Consider the following 16,930-nt stretch of genomic DNA (forward strand, 5'->3'; position numbering starts at 1 on the left):
TTAAGCCGATGCTTCTTTATTTTCAATCGGGCATTGACCAATAACCGTTTTTGTTCCGTCAGCATCTAGTTGCTCTAGCTTCACTGAAAACCCCCACAGCCGATACAAATGCTTCAGAACCTCTTTTTTTGACTCTGCTAGAGGTATGTCATTTTGTGGTACATATCGCAATGTTAGAGATCTATCGCCTCTAACATCTACATCGTAAACCTGTATGTTGGGTTCGTGATTACTTAAATTATATTGAGCAGATAATGAAGAGCGCACATACTGATAGCCTTCATCATTATGAATGGCGCCAACTTCTAAATGCGGTGACTTTTGCTGGTCAACAATTGTAAATAGTTTAAAATCACGAATGAGCTTGGGAGATAAAAACTGGCTGACAAAACTTTCGTCTTTGAAGTTTTCCATGGCAAAGTGCAGTGTGTCTAACCAATCTTTTCCCGCGAATTCAGGAAACCATTGTTTGTCTTCATCTGTTGGGTTTTCACAAATACGACGAATATCCACCATCATGTTAAACCCTAGCGCGTATGGATTAATGCCTGAATAGAACTTGCTATTATAGGGAGGCTGATAAACAACATTCGTATGACTTTGCAAAAACTCGAGCATAAATGCATCACTGACTTTTCCTTCATCATACAAGTGGTTAAGAATGGTGTAATGCCAAAAAGTAGCCCACCCCTCATTCATGACTTGAGTTTGACGTTGCGGGTAAAAGTACTGAGACACTTTGCGAACAATTCGAATGACTTCTCGTTGCCATGACTCAAGTAGAGGTGCATTTTTCTCAATAAAATACAGTATGTTTTCTTGAGGCTCACTAGGAAAGCGGATCCGCTTTACTTTTTCTTCATGTGCGTTAACCGGAATGGTGCGCCAAAGTTCATTGACTTGCGATTGTAGATAATCTTCCCGTTCTTTTTGTCTTTTTTGCTCTTCGTACAGAGAGATTTGTTGCGGTCTTTTATATCGATCTACCCCATAATTCATCAATGCGTGACATGAGTCGAGTAAGTTTTCAACCTCGTCAATGCCATATTTTTGTTCGCATTCTGCAATGTAATTTTTGGCAAATAATAAGTAGTCGATGATAGAAGGCGCATCAGTCCAGGTTTTGAATAGATAGTTTCCTTTGAAAAACGAGTTGTGCCCATAACAAGCATGTGCCATAACCAGTGCTTGCATTGGTAAGGTATTCTCTTCCATAAGATAGGCAATACACGGGTCTGAATTAATCACTATTTCATACGCCAAGCCCATTTGGCCGCGTTTATAATTTTGCTCAGTTTGAATAAATTTTTTGCCATACGACCAATGGCTATAGCCAATGGGCATACCAACGCTTGAATACGCATCCATCATCTGTTCAGCAGTGATCACCTCAATTTGGTTAGGGTATGTGTCCAATCGATAGTGTTCTGCAACTCGCGCTATTTCGGCCTGATACTCCGCTAACATCTCGAATGTCCAATCAGGTCCGTCATTCATAGGGTTATAACTCATATAGTTCCCTCCTATAAAGGCTAAGCAGCGCCTTGTTGTTGACGATTCTTTTTAAATAGTTCTCTGAATATGGGGTAAATATCTTCAACGCTTTTAATATGTTGCATTGCAAAATTATCAAAAGAATTTTCAATTGCTTGATACTCTCGCCATAAACTTTGGTGTGCTCGGGTGGTAATTTCTATATAGGCATAATAGCGCACCGTTTTAAGCAAGTGATTGGTCATAATATCGGTGCAGTGGGGTGAGTCATCAGCCCAATTGTCACCATCGGATGCTTGTGCCGCATATATATTCCAATCACCTTGCGAATAGCGATCTTTTACGATTTCGTCCATCAACTTGAGTGCACTAGATACAATGGTTCCACCCGTTTCCTGAGAGTAAAAGAACTCTTGCTCGTCGACTTCTTTTGCTTGTGTATGATGGCGAATATAGACAACTTCGATATCTTTATATGTACGGGTTAAAAATTGATACAACAAAATATAAAAACGTTTTGCCATATCTTTAGTACCTTGATCCATAGAACCAGATACATCCATTAAACAAAACATCACGGCTTTACTTGTTGGATGCGGTTTTTTCTCATAATTTCTAAAACGCAAATCATAATTATCGATAAAAGGTACTGCGGCGATTTTGCGTTTTAAATCGTCAATTTCTAATTCTAATTTGGATATTTGATGTTGTGGCGGCACTGGCTCATTCAGCAAATCTGCCAATTCAGTTTCAGCCTCTTTGAGCCTGCGGCGTTTACCTGCCGACATAGCCACTCGTCTTGCGAGTGAGCCTTGTAAAGAACGCACAATATCTAAATTGCTTGGCATGCCGTCATTACAAAACCCAGCACGATGGGTTTTCATTTGTACAAGCTTGTCTAACTGACTTTGCTGTAAATTAGGAAGCTCTAAGTCTTCAAATAATAAATCAAGGTATTCATCTTTCGATATCGAGAATACGAAGTCGTCTTGACCTTCGCCTTGATCACTTGCTTCTCCTTCACCAGCACCTCCACCTTGACCCGACGGGGGACGTTGTATTTTGTCGCCCGTTGTAAATTGGTCATTACCAGGGTGGATCATTTCTCGATCCCCCCCTTTACCTTGGTGAAAAGCGGGTTCACTCATGTCTTTTTGCGGAATTGAAATACTTTCACCGCTACTCACATCGGTCACGCTTCTCTTATTAATTGCATCTGAAACAGCTTCTTTTATCTGTTTCTTATAACGCCTAATAAAGCGTTGCCGGTTAAGCGTGCTTTTATTTTTCCCGTTCAGGCGACGGTCTATAAAATGCGCCATAAATCACCCTCTCAGTCGAATTAATCTTATTGTGACTTTCTCACTCTTAGATACCATTCAGAGAGTAGTCTAACTTGCTTTTGGGTATACCCTTTTTCTACCATGCGATTGACGAAATCTTCGTGTTTCTTTTGATCTTCAGCAGAGGTTTTTGCATTAAATGAAATAACGGGTAACAAATCTTCAGTATTGGAAAACATTTTCTTTTCGATTACGGTGCGCAGTTTTTCATAACTGGTCCAAACTGGATTACTGCCATTATGATGTGCTCGTGCTCTTAAGACGAAATTAACAATTTCATTTCGGAAATCTTTCGGATTTGAAATACCCGCTGGCTTTTCTATTTTTTCCAGCTCAGCGTTTAATGCCGAGCGGTCGAACAGCTGGCCTGTATCTGGGTCTCTATACTCTTGATCTTGAATCCAAAAATCGGCATAAGTGACATAGCGGTCGAAAATATTCTGGCCGTACTCAGAATATGACTCTAAATAGGCAGTTTGTAGTTCTTTACCAATAAATTCAACATACTGTGGTATTAGATAACCTTTTAAGTGACTTAAATAACGTTCTTGAATTTCGGCGTTAAATTGTTCACGTTCAATTTGTTGTTCAAGTACATAAAATAGGTGAACTGGATTTGCAGCAACTTCAGCATGATCAAAGTTAAATACACGAGATAATATTTTAAATGCGAAGCGAGTCGATAGCCCATTCATGCCTTCATCGACACCTGCATAGTCTCTATATTCTTGATAAGACTTTGCTTTAGGATCAGTATCTTTGAGGCTTTCACCGTCGTACACTCGCATCTTCGAATAGATACTTGAGTTTTCCGGCTCTTTTACACGTGATAAAGAAACAAATTTTGCTAATGTTTCGAGTGTACCTGGCGCGCATGGCGCAGAGGCAAGTTCACTGTTTTCAATGAGCTTATCGTAGATCTTCACTTCTTCCGATACCCGTAAGCAGTAAGGCACTTTGACAATGTAAACACGATCTAAGAATGCTTCATTGTTTTTATTATTCTTAAATGTTTGCCATTCAGACTCATTGGAATGCGCTAAAATCATGCCATTGAATGGTAAAGCAGAAATACCTTCCGTGCCGTTGTAGTTGCCTTCTTGAGTGGCGGTAAGAAGTGGGTGTAGCACCTTAATGGGCGCTTTAAACATTTCTACGAATTCCATCAAACCTTGGTTTGCCAAGCATAGGGAGCCAGAATAGGCATATGCATCAGGATCATTTTGTGCAAAGTGCTCTAATTTACGGATATCCACTTTACCTACGAGAGCTGAAATGTCTTGGTTGTTTTCATCACCAGGTTCTGTTTTAGCAATAGCAACCTGATCGAGTATGGACGGATAGCGTTTCACTACTTTGAATTGGCTAATATCCCCGTTGAATTCATGCAAACGTTTAGTTGCCCAAGGAGACATAACGGTCTTTAAATACCGAGGTTTGATGCCGTATTCTTTCGCGAGGAGCTCAGCATCCTCAACTGGGTTAAAGAGTGATAGCGGGTGGTCGTTAACCGGTGAGCCTTTGATAGCGTAAATTGGCACCTGTTGCATTAAATACTTTAACTTTTCAGCTATCGAAGATTTACCGCCGCCAACAGGGCCAAGCAAGTATAGAACTTGTTTACATTCTTCAAGGCCTTGAGCCGCATGCTTTAGGTACGCAACAATTTGCTCGATGGCATCTTCCATGCCATAAAACTCATTGAATGCTGGATAGCGAGCGATGACTCGATTAGAGAAAAGTCGACTGAGTCTAGCATCGTTTGAGGTGTCAATCATTTCAGGTTCACCAATGGCCATTAATAGGCGTTCTGGGGCACTGGCATAGGCTGATTTGTCGTTCTTACAGATCTCTAGGAATTCAGCGATACTGTATTCTTCTTCTTGAGCTGCTTCATATCTGGATTGGTAGTGTTCAAATATCGTCATAACGACCTCCAATAACCTGCTTAAATAAGGAAAGCTATTTAATCTTCAATGGGAAAGGTTACTTTTAAGTCTAGACGTGAAAATTAGAATTTGCCTAAAAATTCCAAACATTTAATGGAATAACATAATGGTATTCGCAAATGAAAAAAGGCGCTTACACGCCTCTTTATTGCAAAAAAATAAACAGATTTTATTGCAAAGAATTATGCGAGGTTTGCGTTTGCAAATTCCCAGTTTACGAGTGCCCAAAAACCTTTAAGGTAATCAGGGCGTACGTTACGGAAGTCGATGTAGTAAGCGTGTTCCCAAAGGTCCACGGTTAAAATTGGTGTAACACCTGCTTCAGTTAACGGTGTAGCAGCGTTTGATGTGTTAACAATATCAAGTGAACCATCAGCTAATTGCACTAACCAAGTCCAGCTTGAGCCGAAGTTGTTAACAGCTTTATCATTAAACGCAGCCTGAAAATCTGCAAATGAGCCCCATTTTGCATTGATTAACTCAGCTACATTACCTGAAGGTTCGCCACCTGCATTTGGTGCAAGGCTGTTCCAATAGAACGTGTGGTTCCAGATCTGTGCTGCGTTATTAAATACGCCGCCTTCTGAATTGCATACAACTTCTTCTAATGATTTAGTTGCCAGTTCAGTGCCTTCAACAAGACCATTTAGTTTAACGACATAGGTGTTGTGGTGTTTGCCATGGTGAAACTCTAGTGTTTCTTTTGAAATGTGTGGCTCAAGTGCATCAATTGCATAAGGTAGTGACGGTAGTTCAAATGCCATTTTAATCTCCAATTGTTATTAAATGCCAAAATCGATACGAAACATAGCGCAGTTGAGTGCACTTTTCTATACGAGTTGGCTTTATAGTGATACTATAATTCCTGAGTATTTTACTCAAGTTTTGGCAAACAGCAATGGCGTTGCCTTATACTTATTTAGGAATCTAGCCCAGTCGATGTATTTTTATACAATTGCGCATCGGTAGGGTTTAAGCTATCGTCATTTTTGAGGTTAAAGATGGAAACCATTGATAAAATTAAAGAGCAAATTTCAGAAAACCCAATCCTTCTATATATGAAGGGATCACCGAAGTTACCAAATTGTGGTTTTTCATCACAAGCTTCACAAGCACTTATGGGATGCGGTGAGCAATTTGCTTATGTTGATATTCTTCTTAACCCAGACATTCGTGCTGAGTTACCGCACTATGCAAATTGGCCGACTTTCCCGCAGTTATGGGTCGAAGGTGAGCTAATTGGTGGTTGTGACATTATTATTGAAATGTTCCAGCGTGGGGAGTTGCAACCTCTTATCCAAGAAACAGCGGCAAAATATAAAACACCAGAAGCAGACACTGCTGAATAACCAATAGTGTTTGTACAGAAAAAACCGAGCCATGAGCTCGGTTTTTTTATTTTTAACATTGGCACGAATGAAGCGTGTTTATTGAGTGCTGTATGTTATACCAAGTATTCACATATTCTTATCTGCATAATATTCATATTTTCTATTAATTATCTATCACAGTTATGATTTGGTGAATATATATTCACAATTTTGTATGTTTACGTTTACGTAAACTGTGTTGTTTTGTATTTTTAATTTACTTTTTTGTCATAATGACACTGGTGTCATGTTGGTTTTTTATTCTTTAAAGTCGATTTTAAAGGCTTTTTTACATTTTGGTTAACTTGTCTTACCAATGAGAAATATTCATGTTTATGAATATATATTCATAAATATGTTGACTCAGTTTTAAATCCCCGCTAATTTTGAATATCGGCCAGTAATAACCGTCAGCAGTTTAATCCACTGGCAGGGGTAGCAAGGGGAGGAGTCCATGTTATATGACTCAGCACTAGAAAAAGACAATTGCGGCTTTGGTTTGATAGCGCACACAAGCGGTCAAGCAAGCCATAAACTCATTAGAACAGCGATCACAGGGTTGGATCGAATGCAGCATAGAGGGGGGATAGCCTCTGATGGAAAAACCGGTGACGGTTGTGGTTTATTACTACAAAAGCCAGATAGCTTTTTCCGTGCCATAGCTGCAGAAAATGATTGGCGCTTGGGTAAAAACTATGCTGTAGGCATGGTGTTTTTAAACCCAGATAAAACTTTAGCAACGCGCGCTAAAGATGTTATTAATGAAGAGCTAGAAAAAGAAACATTAACCTTAGTTGGTTGGCGAATAGTGCCAACAGATCCTTCTATGTTGGGTCCGATTGCTCAACAACAGTTACCAATATTTGAACAAGTTTTTGTGAGCGCACCTGAAGGGTGGCGTCCAAAAGATCTTGAACGACGTTTATATATTGCGCGGCGTCGCATTGAAAAACGATTAGAAGCAGATAAGCAATTTTATATTTCAAGCTTGTCGGGCTTAGTGACGGTTTACAAAGGCTTGATGATGCCGGTCGATTTACCAAATTTCTACTTAGATTTGGCTGATATGCGCATGACCAGCGCGATTTGTGTTTTTCATCAACGTTTTTCAACAAATACACAACCACGTTGGCCGCTTGCGCAACCATTTCGTTATTTGGCGCACAATGGTGAGATCAATACTATTACAGGTAATCGGCAGTGGGCGCGCGCGCGCGCATATAAATTCTCATCTCCTTTATTGCCAGACCTCCAAAATGCGGCTCCTTTTGTCAATGAAGTGGGTTCCGATTCATCCAGTTTAGACAATATGCTTGAGCTATTTTTAGCCGGTGGAATGGACTTATTTAGAGCGATGAGGATGTTGGTACCTCCTGCATGGCAGAAAAATAGGGCAATGGATGAAGATTTGCGCGCCTTTTATGACTTTAACTCGATGCATATGGAGCCTTGGGATGGACCAGCAGGTATTGTGATGTCGGATGGTCGTTTTGCAGCCTGTAATTTAGATCGAAATGGTTTACGCCCAGCGCGTTATGTTATTACACAAGATGGTTTTATTACGCTCGCTTCAGAAGTCGGTATTTGGGATTATGCTGCAGACGAAGTCGTTGAGAAAGGGCGGGTCGGGCCGGGTGAATTGTTGGTTATTGATACACTACATGGCAAAATTTGGCAGTCGGATGAAATCGATCAAGACCTTAAAGCGCGCCATCCTTATAAAGCGTGGTTAGAGCAAAATGTAAAACGTTTGACCCCGTTTGAACAGCTTGACGAGCAGCAGGATACGGGTCAGCGCAGTTTTGATAAGGTGACGTTACAAACGTATCAGAAATTGTTTGGTTATAGTAATGAAGAGCTAGATCAGGTTTTGCGCGTGATGGGTGATAATGGTCAAGAAGCAACCGGTTCTATGGGAGATGATACCCCATTTGCGGTTCTTTCCGAAGGAACTCGTGCGTTATATGACTATTTCAGACAAAAGTTTGCCCAAGTTACAAACCCACCGATAGACCCATTACGTGAAAATCACGTTATGTCGTTGGCCACCTGTATTGGTCGAGAACAAAATGTATTTAACGAGACAACAGGTCATGCCAAACGTCTCCAATTTGACTCACCGATATTAACATATTCAGATATGCAGCAGCTTAAAGAAGCTGATGATGCACATTATAGCGCTTGCTGTATTGATTTAAACTATGCGCCTGAAGAAGGCTTGAAAAACGCAGTTAAGCGGATCTGTGATGAGGCACAAAAAAGTGCTAAGTCAGGGTGTGTGATGGTTATTTTGAGTGATAGGAACACAACGAAAGATACCTTGCCAGTACCTGCGGCAATGGCTGTGGGCGCAGTACAGCAAAGGTTGGTCAATACTAATTTGCGATGTGATGCCAACGTCATTGTGGAAACGGGCAGTGCGCGAGATCCACACCATTTTGCGGTGTTACTTGGTTTTGGCGCTACAGCAGTTTACCCTTATTTAGCTTATGAATCTTTAGTTGCAATGTGTGACGATAAAGTCATTAAGAAAAGTTATCGGGAAGTCACGATATCGTATCGTACAGCGATAAATAAAGGGTTATACAAGATAATGTCAAAAATGGGCATTAGTACCATCGCTTCATATCGTTGTTCTATGTTATTTGAAGCGGTTGGATTGTCTAATGAACTCGTTGAACTGTGTTTCAAAGGGGTTGCGAGCCGAATTCAAGGTGCGTGCTTCGATGAATTTGAATCAGACCAAACAAAGCTGCACAAATTGGCATACAGTAAACGTAAGTTATTGAGTCATGGTGGCTTATTAAAGTTTGTTCATGGTGAAGAGTACCATGCCTATAACCCAGATGTCGTGAGTACGTTACAAGTTGCAGTACGCTCGGGGAGTTATGCTGACTATCAAGTGTATGCGAATTTAGTAAATAATCGACCAGTTACCAATCTACGAGATATGTTAGCGCTTAATATGGCACAACAGTCAGTCTCAATTGAGGATGTAGAACCTGCCACAGAACTTTATAAACGATTTGATTCTGCGGCAATGAGCATTGGTGCACTTTCTCCTGAAGCTCATGAAGCTTTGGCAATTGCAATGAACCGTTTGGGTGGATGTTCGAACTCAGGTGAAGGTGGGGAAGACAAATTACGTTTTGGCACTGAAAAGAACTCGCGTATCAAGCAAGTTGCGTCTGGACGCTTTGGTGTAACACCTCACTATTTACAAAGCGCTGATGTGATTCAAATAAAGGTTGCGCAAGGGGCAAAACCTGGTGAAGGTGGACAGCTCCCAGGAGAAAAAGTTACCCCCTATATCGCTAAGTTAAGATACTCGGTACCTGGGGTGACGTTGATTTCTCCACCACCGCATCATGATATCTATTCAATTGAAGATTTAGCCCAACTGATTTTTGATTTAAAACAAGTTAACCCTAATGCGATGATTTCAGTGAAATTGGTATCGGAACCAGGTGTTGGCACAATTGCAACAGGTGTGGCAAAGGCTTATGCCGATTTAATCACGATTGCGGGCTATGATGGCGGGACAGGCGCTAGCCCACTCACTTCTGTCAAATATGCAGGCAGTCCTTGGGAGCTTGGGTTAGCAGAGACACAGCAGGCATTGGTCGAAAATGGCTTACGTCATCGTATTCGGTTACAAACAGATGGTGGTCTAAAGACGGGCCTCGATATTATAAAAGCAGCAATTTTGGGTGCAGAAAGCTTTGGCTTTGGCACCGGTCCGATGGTTGCGCTTGGGTGTAAGTACTTGAGAATTTGCCATTTGAATAATTGTGCGACAGGTGTAGCAACACAAGACGATACATTACGACAAAAGCACTATCATGGTTTACCTGAAATGGCGATGAACTACTTTAAATTTATCGCGCAAGAAGCGAGGGAGATCATGGCTCAGCTGGGAGTTACCAGACTGGTTGATCTGATAGGCCGAACAGATTTATTGGATATGATCGAAGGCAAAACAGCGAAGCAGAGTAAGCTGGACTTATCTGACTTGTTAGCGAAACCTAATAATCCAACAAATGAAACACTGTATTGTTCAGCCCCGAATATTTCACATTATCAGGGTAAGTTGAATGAACTGTTGTTAGACAAAGCAAAGCAAGCAATTATTAATAAAAGCGGTATTTCGCTAGTGAATCGGATTGCCAATACTGACCGTTCTGTCGGTGCGATGTTGTCTGGCTATATTGCCAGTATTCACGGAAACCAAGGCATGGCAGCTGATCCAGTTGCAGTTGAGCTTCATGGCACTGCGGGTCAGTCATTTGGGGTTTGGAATGCGGGTGGCCTTGAGTTAACTCTTGTTGGCGACGCAAATGATTATGTTGGCAAAGGAATGGCTGGTGGGAAATTAGTTGTGCGCCCACCTATGGGGTCAAGCTTCGCAAGTCATCAAGCCACAATAATAGGTAATACCTGCTTGTACGGTGCAACGGGAGGGAAATTATATGCTGCCGGCAGAGCTGGCGAGCGCTTTGCAGTCAGAAACTCGGGTGTCCATGCCGTTGTAGAAGGATTAGGAGATAACGGGTGTGAATATATGACTGGCGGTGTGGTATGTGTTCTGGGGCAAGTCGGCGTTAATTTTGGCGCGGGTATGACCGGAGGTTTTGCATATATTTTAGATGAAAGTGATGACTTTACTAAGCGTATCAACTCTGAATTGGTGGAAGTTGTTAGTTTACAAAACTTAGTCTCTCATCAAGAGCATTTGCGCGGCATGATTGCTGAACACTTAGACTTAACGTGCTCTTCAAGAGCTGAGCAAATCTTAGCTAACTTTGAATTGTACTTACCAATGTTTAAGTTGATTAAGCCTAAATCTAGTGATGTTAATAGCTTACTTGGTCATCGAGCACGCAGCAGTGCTGAACTTCGTGTTCAGGCTCAATAGGGGGAAGTATGAGCGAAAATGTGTATCAGTTTATTGACGTACAACGAGTAGACCCGAGAAAAAAACCAATTTCTACTCGAAAGCAATCATTTGTTGAAATTTATGAACCATTCTCAACAAATCAAGTTAACTCTCAATCGGACCGTTGCTTAGATTGTGGTAATCCGTATTGCGAGTGGAAGTGCCCAGTACACAATTATATTCCACAATGGCTAAAGTTAATTCGTACCGGCAGGATAATTGAAGCGGCGGAATTGTCTCATAGAACAAATAGTTTACCGGAAGTATGTGGCCGAGTGTGTCCGCAAGATCGCTTGTGTGAGGGCGCATGCACACTCAATGAAGAATTTGGTGCTGTGACTATCGGTAATATTGAGAAATACATTACAGACACGGCATTTGCACAAGGCTGGAAACCAGACATGTCGTATGTTGTGTGGACAGACAAAAAAGTTGCTGTTATTGGCGCTGGTCCTGCTGGGTTAGGCTGTGCAGATATACTCGTGCGTAATGGTGTTAAACCGGTGGTGTTTGATAGAAATCCTGAAATAGGGGGATTGCTAACTTTTGGGATACCATCTTTTAAGCTTGAAAAGTCAGTCATGGAGAAACGCCGAGAAATTTTCACTGAAATGGGCGTTGAGTTTAGATTAAATACCGAGATTGGCACTGATATTACCATGGATGATCTCCTTAGTGAGTACGATGCGGTATTTGTAGGCGTTGGGACATATCAGAGTATGCGCGGAGGTCTAGAGAATGAAGATGCGATGGGTGTTCATGATGCTTTGCCATTTTTAATAGGCAATACCAATCGTGTTATGAGCTATGACGAGTCTAAGCAACCTTATATTGATATGGCTGGCAAAAAAGTAGTGGTTTTAGGAGGGGGAGATACAGCGATGGATTGTGTACGAACCTCGGTACGTCATGGGGCTACAAAAGTCACCTGTGCCTATCGTCGCGATGAAGAGAACATGCCTGGCTCTCGACGTGAAGTAAAAAATGCCAAAGAAGAAGGTATCGAGTTTCAATTTAATGTTCAGCCAAAAGGGATAGTATTAGACAGTAACGGCAATGTGGCTGGTGTGAAAATGATTAAAACGCAGCTAGGTGATGCGGATGAAAATGGTCGTCGTCGGGCTCAGGAAGTGGAAGGCTCTGAACATGTTTTAGATGCTGATGCTGTGTTGGTTGCATTTGGATTTAAACCACATAGCTTAGACTGGTTATCACAGTATGATGTGCAAATTAATAGCTGGGGGGGCATAGAAGCACCGGAACAAGGCGCTTATACCCACCAAACTAGCAACCCAAAAATATTTGCAGGAGGGGACGCCGTGAGAGGCTCAGACCTCGTTGTGACTGCTATTTTTGAAGGGCGCAACGCAGCGGAAGGTATTTTAGATTATTTAGAAGTTTAGTTTGTACTACCCTGGAGACAATAAGGCCCTTAATTGGGCCTTATTTTTTGTATTCACAAACTGGTTTGGCTGGTACTGTTTGGTGCTATGCGCTTTGTACTAGGAGTAACTCTTCAGCACTGGCTTTTGTTGTATCACTTATTTTATTTCCCCCGATAAGCCGCGCGATTTCAGCAATGCGCTTAGAGTGTTCAAGGGCTTCCATAGAAGTAAACGTTTGCCCATTTTTCACTGTTTTTGCGACAAACTGTTGTTGATGTCCACTACAGGCGACTTGCGGTAAATGTGTTACACAGATCACCTGGGTAGAGTCTCCGAGTTGTCGTAGTAGTTTACCAACTTGTGAAGCTGTGGGCCCAGAGATCCCTACATCCACTTCATCAAAAATAAGTGTCGGTGTTGTCACTCGTTGTGCAATAATAACTTGGATTGCCAAGCTGATCCGAGAAAGCTCGCCACCAGACGCCACTTTGCCAAGTGGCTGTAAAGGTTGCCCTGGGTTTGTTGAGACTAAAAACTCAATGTTATCAAAGCCTGAGCTATTAGGTTTTTGTTGTGGCACTTGTTGTAGTTCAATTGAAAAACGACCATTGTCCATTGATAGCGAATGCATGCTTTGAGAAATTAAAGCATTGAGTTTGGCTGCTGCTTTACAGCGACTGTCGCTTAATGAGCGTGCAGCGACTTGATATGCATGTAATGAATCCGCAATCTCTATTTCTAAGTCATCAATGCGTGCAGAATCTGAGCTGATACTTTGTAATTCATCGCACAACTGCTGATGAAACTCATACAGTTCCTGAGGTTTTATATGATGTTTTCGAGATAAATCCATAGCTTGAGAAAGCCGAGACTCGACATCTTGCAGGCGCATGGGGTCTTGTTCGATATTTTCGCTATAGCTACGTAGCTCTCTACATGCCTCTTCAACTTGCACAGCTGCTTCATCAAGCATTTGTGCTATAGGTTCTAAAGCTTGGTCGTAACCAGTTAAATCAACAAATTGTTGCACACTTTGCTGTAACTGGCTTAATACTGTTTGTTCATCTCGTTCATATAAGTGTTGTAACTCTCGTTGACACGTCTCAATAATTGTTTGGCTATTACTGAGTTTACTATGTTCGACTTCGATAGCTTCATACTCATCCTGTGCGATTGCAAACTCGTTCAACTCGGCCACTTGATATTCAAGCAATTGCTGACGTGCGGCCTGTGCATGTTGTTGCTTTAGCAGCTCGCTATGCTCACGTTGTAATTTATTGAAGTGAATGTACTGAGTTCTAACTGCATTAATGAGTGGCGTGTGGCCAGCATAAGAATCCAATAGATGCAGTTGGTGTTCTGGTTTAAGTAGTAACTGATGGGCATGTTGGCCGTGAATTGAAATGAGGTACTGACCAAGTTCTCTAAGTTGGCTGGCAGTGACAGAAATGCCATTAATATAGCTTTTACTGCGGCCAGTTTTACTAATGACTCGACGTAAAATACAATCTTCATCGTCGTTGTTAAGCATATGCTCAGATAAAAACTGTTGTGCAATAGGAAGCTGGCTAATATCAAAATGAGCGCTTATTTGTGCTTTATCGGCACTTGGACGAACCGCGGCAGGATCAGCACGTTCACCGAGACATAACGATAAGGCATCTATTGCAATTGACTTACCAGCACCGGTTTCACCAGTGATGGCAGTCATACCAGCGTGCCACTCGATATTGAGGGCACTTACGATAGCGAAGTCATTGACTTCCAAATTGGTTAACATACTGTGTATCCAAACAGTTATTTACTGTTAATTTATACAGTGTTTATAATAAATGCAACCTGAAAATAGATTTTATTAAGTCGTTAACCTAAATTATTGAGCTATAGCCGCAGCCTTTTGTGTGGTGTCTTTCTCTGTCTCTTGTTCACTCTCTAATTGCACAGCATCTTGGCCGTCAGTAGGCTCTTCACTTTGCGGTGTACTAGGGCCTTGGTCTGGGGTTTTTATCATGACAATCAATGCAGGTAGAATCTCATGATAGAATTCTTTATTAAAGGCAATCCCCGAGCTAGGGAGTTCAGCAACAAAATACTGTAACTGATCGGCGAGCAAGTCAATATTGCCCGTTTCACGGCATTTGTTTAATTCAAAAACCACAGACATAACAAACTGCTCGGCAACACGCTCAAGTTGATCAAGATTTTCTTCAGTATGAGGCTGAACAACGAAAAAATTACCGACAATAGCGTTAATTTTAGGAGAGTATTTTGGACGCAGTGCTTTTGCGTCAACAAACTCTGCAGTTCTAGATTTAAATTGAGATGTGATATTTTTTAATCGGTCATTGAATATTTTTTTCTCAGCGTCTCTGGCCTTTTTACGATTATTTTCAATAACCACATAGACACCTAATAAGGTAATAAGTAATACCAAGGTAGAAAAAACAATGTAGCTCATAATTCTTATAATTTCCTAATTTAGAAAAATGCTAATTTGCTATTGTGCGCCATGTCTATAGCATTAGTAAAGCCTACTACCCCAATTTAATTTTTGTCTAAGAACATTGTAGTAGGAATATGATTTCGGGTGGATTAAGCGTAATTTTTTATCCGCTTTTTTTATCACTACTTCATCACCGGGCAATACAGCCAGCACTACGTGACTGTCACAACTCACTTGTAAACTGTCAGTATTTGATAAACTTAGTTTGAGCCTGACTTGCTTATCTGCATCAACGACTAAAGGTCTGCTTGAGAGTGTATGTGGAAACATAGGCACCAATGCCATTGCATTGAGCTCAGGTGTTAAAATTGGCCCACCGCCTGATAATGAATAAGCTGTAGATCCTGTTGGTGTTGATACTATCAGTCCATCAGAACGTTGAGAAAACACAAATTCATCGTCAATGAACGCTTCAAACTCAATCATATGCGCGACTTTATCGGCATGTAAAACCGCTTCATTAACTGCAGAATTAGCACTTTTTAATTCCGCATGGCGGTAAACTTCAACTTCGAGCAGAAATCGAGACTCGGCAATAAACTCGCCTCGCAATACGGCTTCAAGGCTTGCTTCAAACCCATCAGGGCTCAAATCGGTGAGAAAGCCTAAGTTTCCGCGGTTTACGCCAATAACAGCAACATCAAAGCGTGCTAATACCCTTGCAGCGCCTAGCATATTACCATCGCCACCTACGACAATTGCTAAATCACATAAACGACCTAATTCGACAAGTTCTGTTAATGAATTGTTGTTTATGGCGTCAATTTGGGCACCGACGCGAGATTCTACTAAAACCTCGTAACCTAATGCTTGCAAAAAGGTATATAAGCGTTGTAATGTCAACGCGGCGCCTTCATGGCTTGGTTTGCCGATTAAACCTATGGTTTTAAAAGGTGATGTCATCTTTATATAGCCCTTGTTCTTTATAGCGCAAGACTAACTGAAATCTTTGCTACTTGAAACTGACAATTAACGTCACCATTAAAATAATATGAAAATTACAGCACGTGACCAACAAATCTTTACAGCCGTTATGAGTCTTTACTGCGATAGCGAAGGTAGTCCCGTTGCATCGAGTAAAATAGCCAAGCAAAAGGGCATGGTTGTATGTTCTGCAACGGTTCGAAATGTGATGGCAAGGCTTGAGCGAGAAGGGCTATTATATTCACCTCACACGTCAGCTGGCCGAGTGCCCACTGAGGCGGGTTTTCGATATTGGTTTGAGGAATTTTTTGAACTAACAAAAGTAGGGGCTTATTGGCAGCCACAACAAACGCAGCTGGTTGAGTTTGCCCATGGTTTGAGTCAAAAGTATCAAGTGTGTTGTTGCGTAGGCTTGCCGCAAGCGAGTTCTCGATTGGTCTTTAGGGTTGAAGTTTTAGGCTTTGATAGTATGACTTGGCTGGTGTTATTGATTGATAAGGCTGGGCAGTCTCATAATATTTGTATTAGAAAGCCAGACAATGATACCGATGCACTGCGTTACCAATTTGCCGCGTGGATGAATACGGTATTTAGTCAACAAACGTTGATCGAAGGTCTTTATCGAATGAAGGCAATGGCAAATTGTGCTCCGCCACAGTGTCATGATCAACTGGCGCAATGGACTCGAGAGCTGAATCAACAGTTGGGTACAGACAATAGTATTGTCGTTGGAGAGCGATATTTATATCAAGGTCTTGAGCTCGAGGGAGAACTCAATATTGGGGTGCCATTTTTACATGAAGTGGAAGACCGGCTGGCATTCAAAAATGGCATATCAGTTCTCTATGCCAACGAACTTAACACTCTAAATATTGAAGACTCCTTAATCTTGAGTTTGCCTTACTTTACTGAGGGTGAGTATCAGAGTCGCTTTTGTATAATTTGTCCAGTATATGCGCCCATAGAAGCAATCATTGGAGAATTTTCTAAAATTGAGAGTTTTGGGACTTGAATCTAAGAATTCAA

11 protein-coding genes are annotated in these 16,930 nt (G+C 41.4%); 4 read left to right on the forward strand and 7 right to left on the reverse strand.

The features are described 5' to 3' along the window. From J8M01_RS15530 to J8M01_RS15545, 4 genes are all read right to left on the reverse strand, one after another. Complete coding sequence (locus J8M01_RS15530; RefSeq protein ID WP_192507911.1) at positions 1-1,512, reverse strand: SpoVR family protein; 1,512 nt, start codon at positions 1,510-1,512, stop codon at positions 1-3. 20 nt (positions 1,513-1,532) lie between these two features. Then, a complete protein-coding gene (locus tag J8M01_RS15535; protein ID WP_192507910.1) occupies positions 1,533-2,816 on the reverse strand; it encodes a YeaH/YhbH family protein in 1,284 nt (427 codons plus the stop codon). Between the two features lie 26 nt (positions 2,817-2,842). Next, positions 2,843-4,765, reverse strand: coding sequence for a PrkA family serine protein kinase (locus tag J8M01_RS15540; RefSeq protein WP_192507909.1), 1,923 nt, complete (start codon positions 4,763-4,765; stop codon positions 2,843-2,845). 203 nt (positions 4,766-4,968) lie between these two features. Next, positions 4,969-5,550 carry a Fe-Mn family superoxide dismutase gene (locus J8M01_RS15545; RefSeq protein ID WP_192507908.1) on the reverse strand — a complete coding sequence of 194 codons (582 nt, stop codon included), beginning with the start codon at positions 5,548-5,550 and terminating at the stop codon, positions 4,969-4,971. A gap of 237 nt (positions 5,551-5,787) precedes the next feature. Here J8M01_RS15545 and J8M01_RS15550 point away from each other — a divergent pair, with 237 nt between their 5' ends. The 3 genes from J8M01_RS15550 (at position 5,788) to J8M01_RS15560 (ending at position 12,495) form a co-directional block, all read left to right on the forward strand. Then, positions 5,788-6,135 (forward strand): Grx4 family monothiol glutaredoxin, encoded by a 348-nt coding sequence (locus J8M01_RS15550; protein ID WP_192507907.1) that lies wholly within the window; start codon positions 5,788-5,790, stop codon positions 6,133-6,135. A gap of 475 nt (positions 6,136-6,610) precedes the next feature. Beyond that, complete coding sequence (gene gltB / locus J8M01_RS15555) at positions 6,611-11,071, forward strand: glutamate synthase large subunit (RefSeq protein ID WP_211058613.1); 4,461 nt, start codon at positions 6,611-6,613, stop codon at positions 11,069-11,071. A gap of 8 nt (positions 11,072-11,079) precedes the next feature. Beyond that, entirely contained in the window at positions 11,080-12,495 is a 1,416-nt protein-coding gene (locus tag J8M01_RS15560; protein WP_192507905.1) for an FAD-dependent oxidoreductase, read from the forward strand. Positions 12,496-12,580: 85 nt separating this feature from the next. On the opposite strand, the gene recN is transcribed toward J8M01_RS15560, so the two are convergent. The 3 genes from recN to nadK form a co-directional block, all read right to left on the reverse strand. Continuing rightward, complete coding sequence (gene recN, locus J8M01_RS15565) at positions 12,581-14,257, reverse strand: DNA repair protein RecN (RefSeq protein ID WP_211058614.1); 1,677 nt, start codon at positions 14,255-14,257, stop codon at positions 12,581-12,583. A gap of 93 nt (positions 14,258-14,350) precedes the next feature. Next, positions 14,351-14,935, reverse strand: a complete 585-nt coding sequence (locus J8M01_RS15570) for a hypothetical protein (protein WP_211058615.1) — start codon at positions 14,933-14,935, stop codon at positions 14,351-14,353. A gap of 63 nt (positions 14,936-14,998) precedes the next feature. Further along, the gene (nadK, locus tag J8M01_RS15575; protein ID WP_192507902.1) at positions 14,999-15,883 is read right to left on the reverse strand and encodes an NAD(+) kinase; all 885 of its coding nucleotides are present in this window, start codon (positions 15,881-15,883) and stop codon (positions 14,999-15,001) included. Between the two features lie 88 nt (positions 15,884-15,971). On the opposite strand from nadK, the gene J8M01_RS15580 reads away from it, so the two are divergent. Next, on the forward strand, positions 15,972-16,916 hold the full coding sequence (locus tag J8M01_RS15580; protein WP_211058616.1) for an HrcA family transcriptional regulator: 945 nt from the start codon (positions 15,972-15,974) through the stop codon (positions 16,914-16,916). The last annotated feature ends 14 nt before the right edge of the window (positions 16,917-16,930 follow it).

The organism is Pseudoalteromonas sp. MMG005 (genome assembly GCF_018101015.1).
GTDB classification, from domain to species: domain Bacteria; phylum Pseudomonadota; class Gammaproteobacteria; order Enterobacterales; family Alteromonadaceae; genus Pseudoalteromonas; species Pseudoalteromonas aurantia.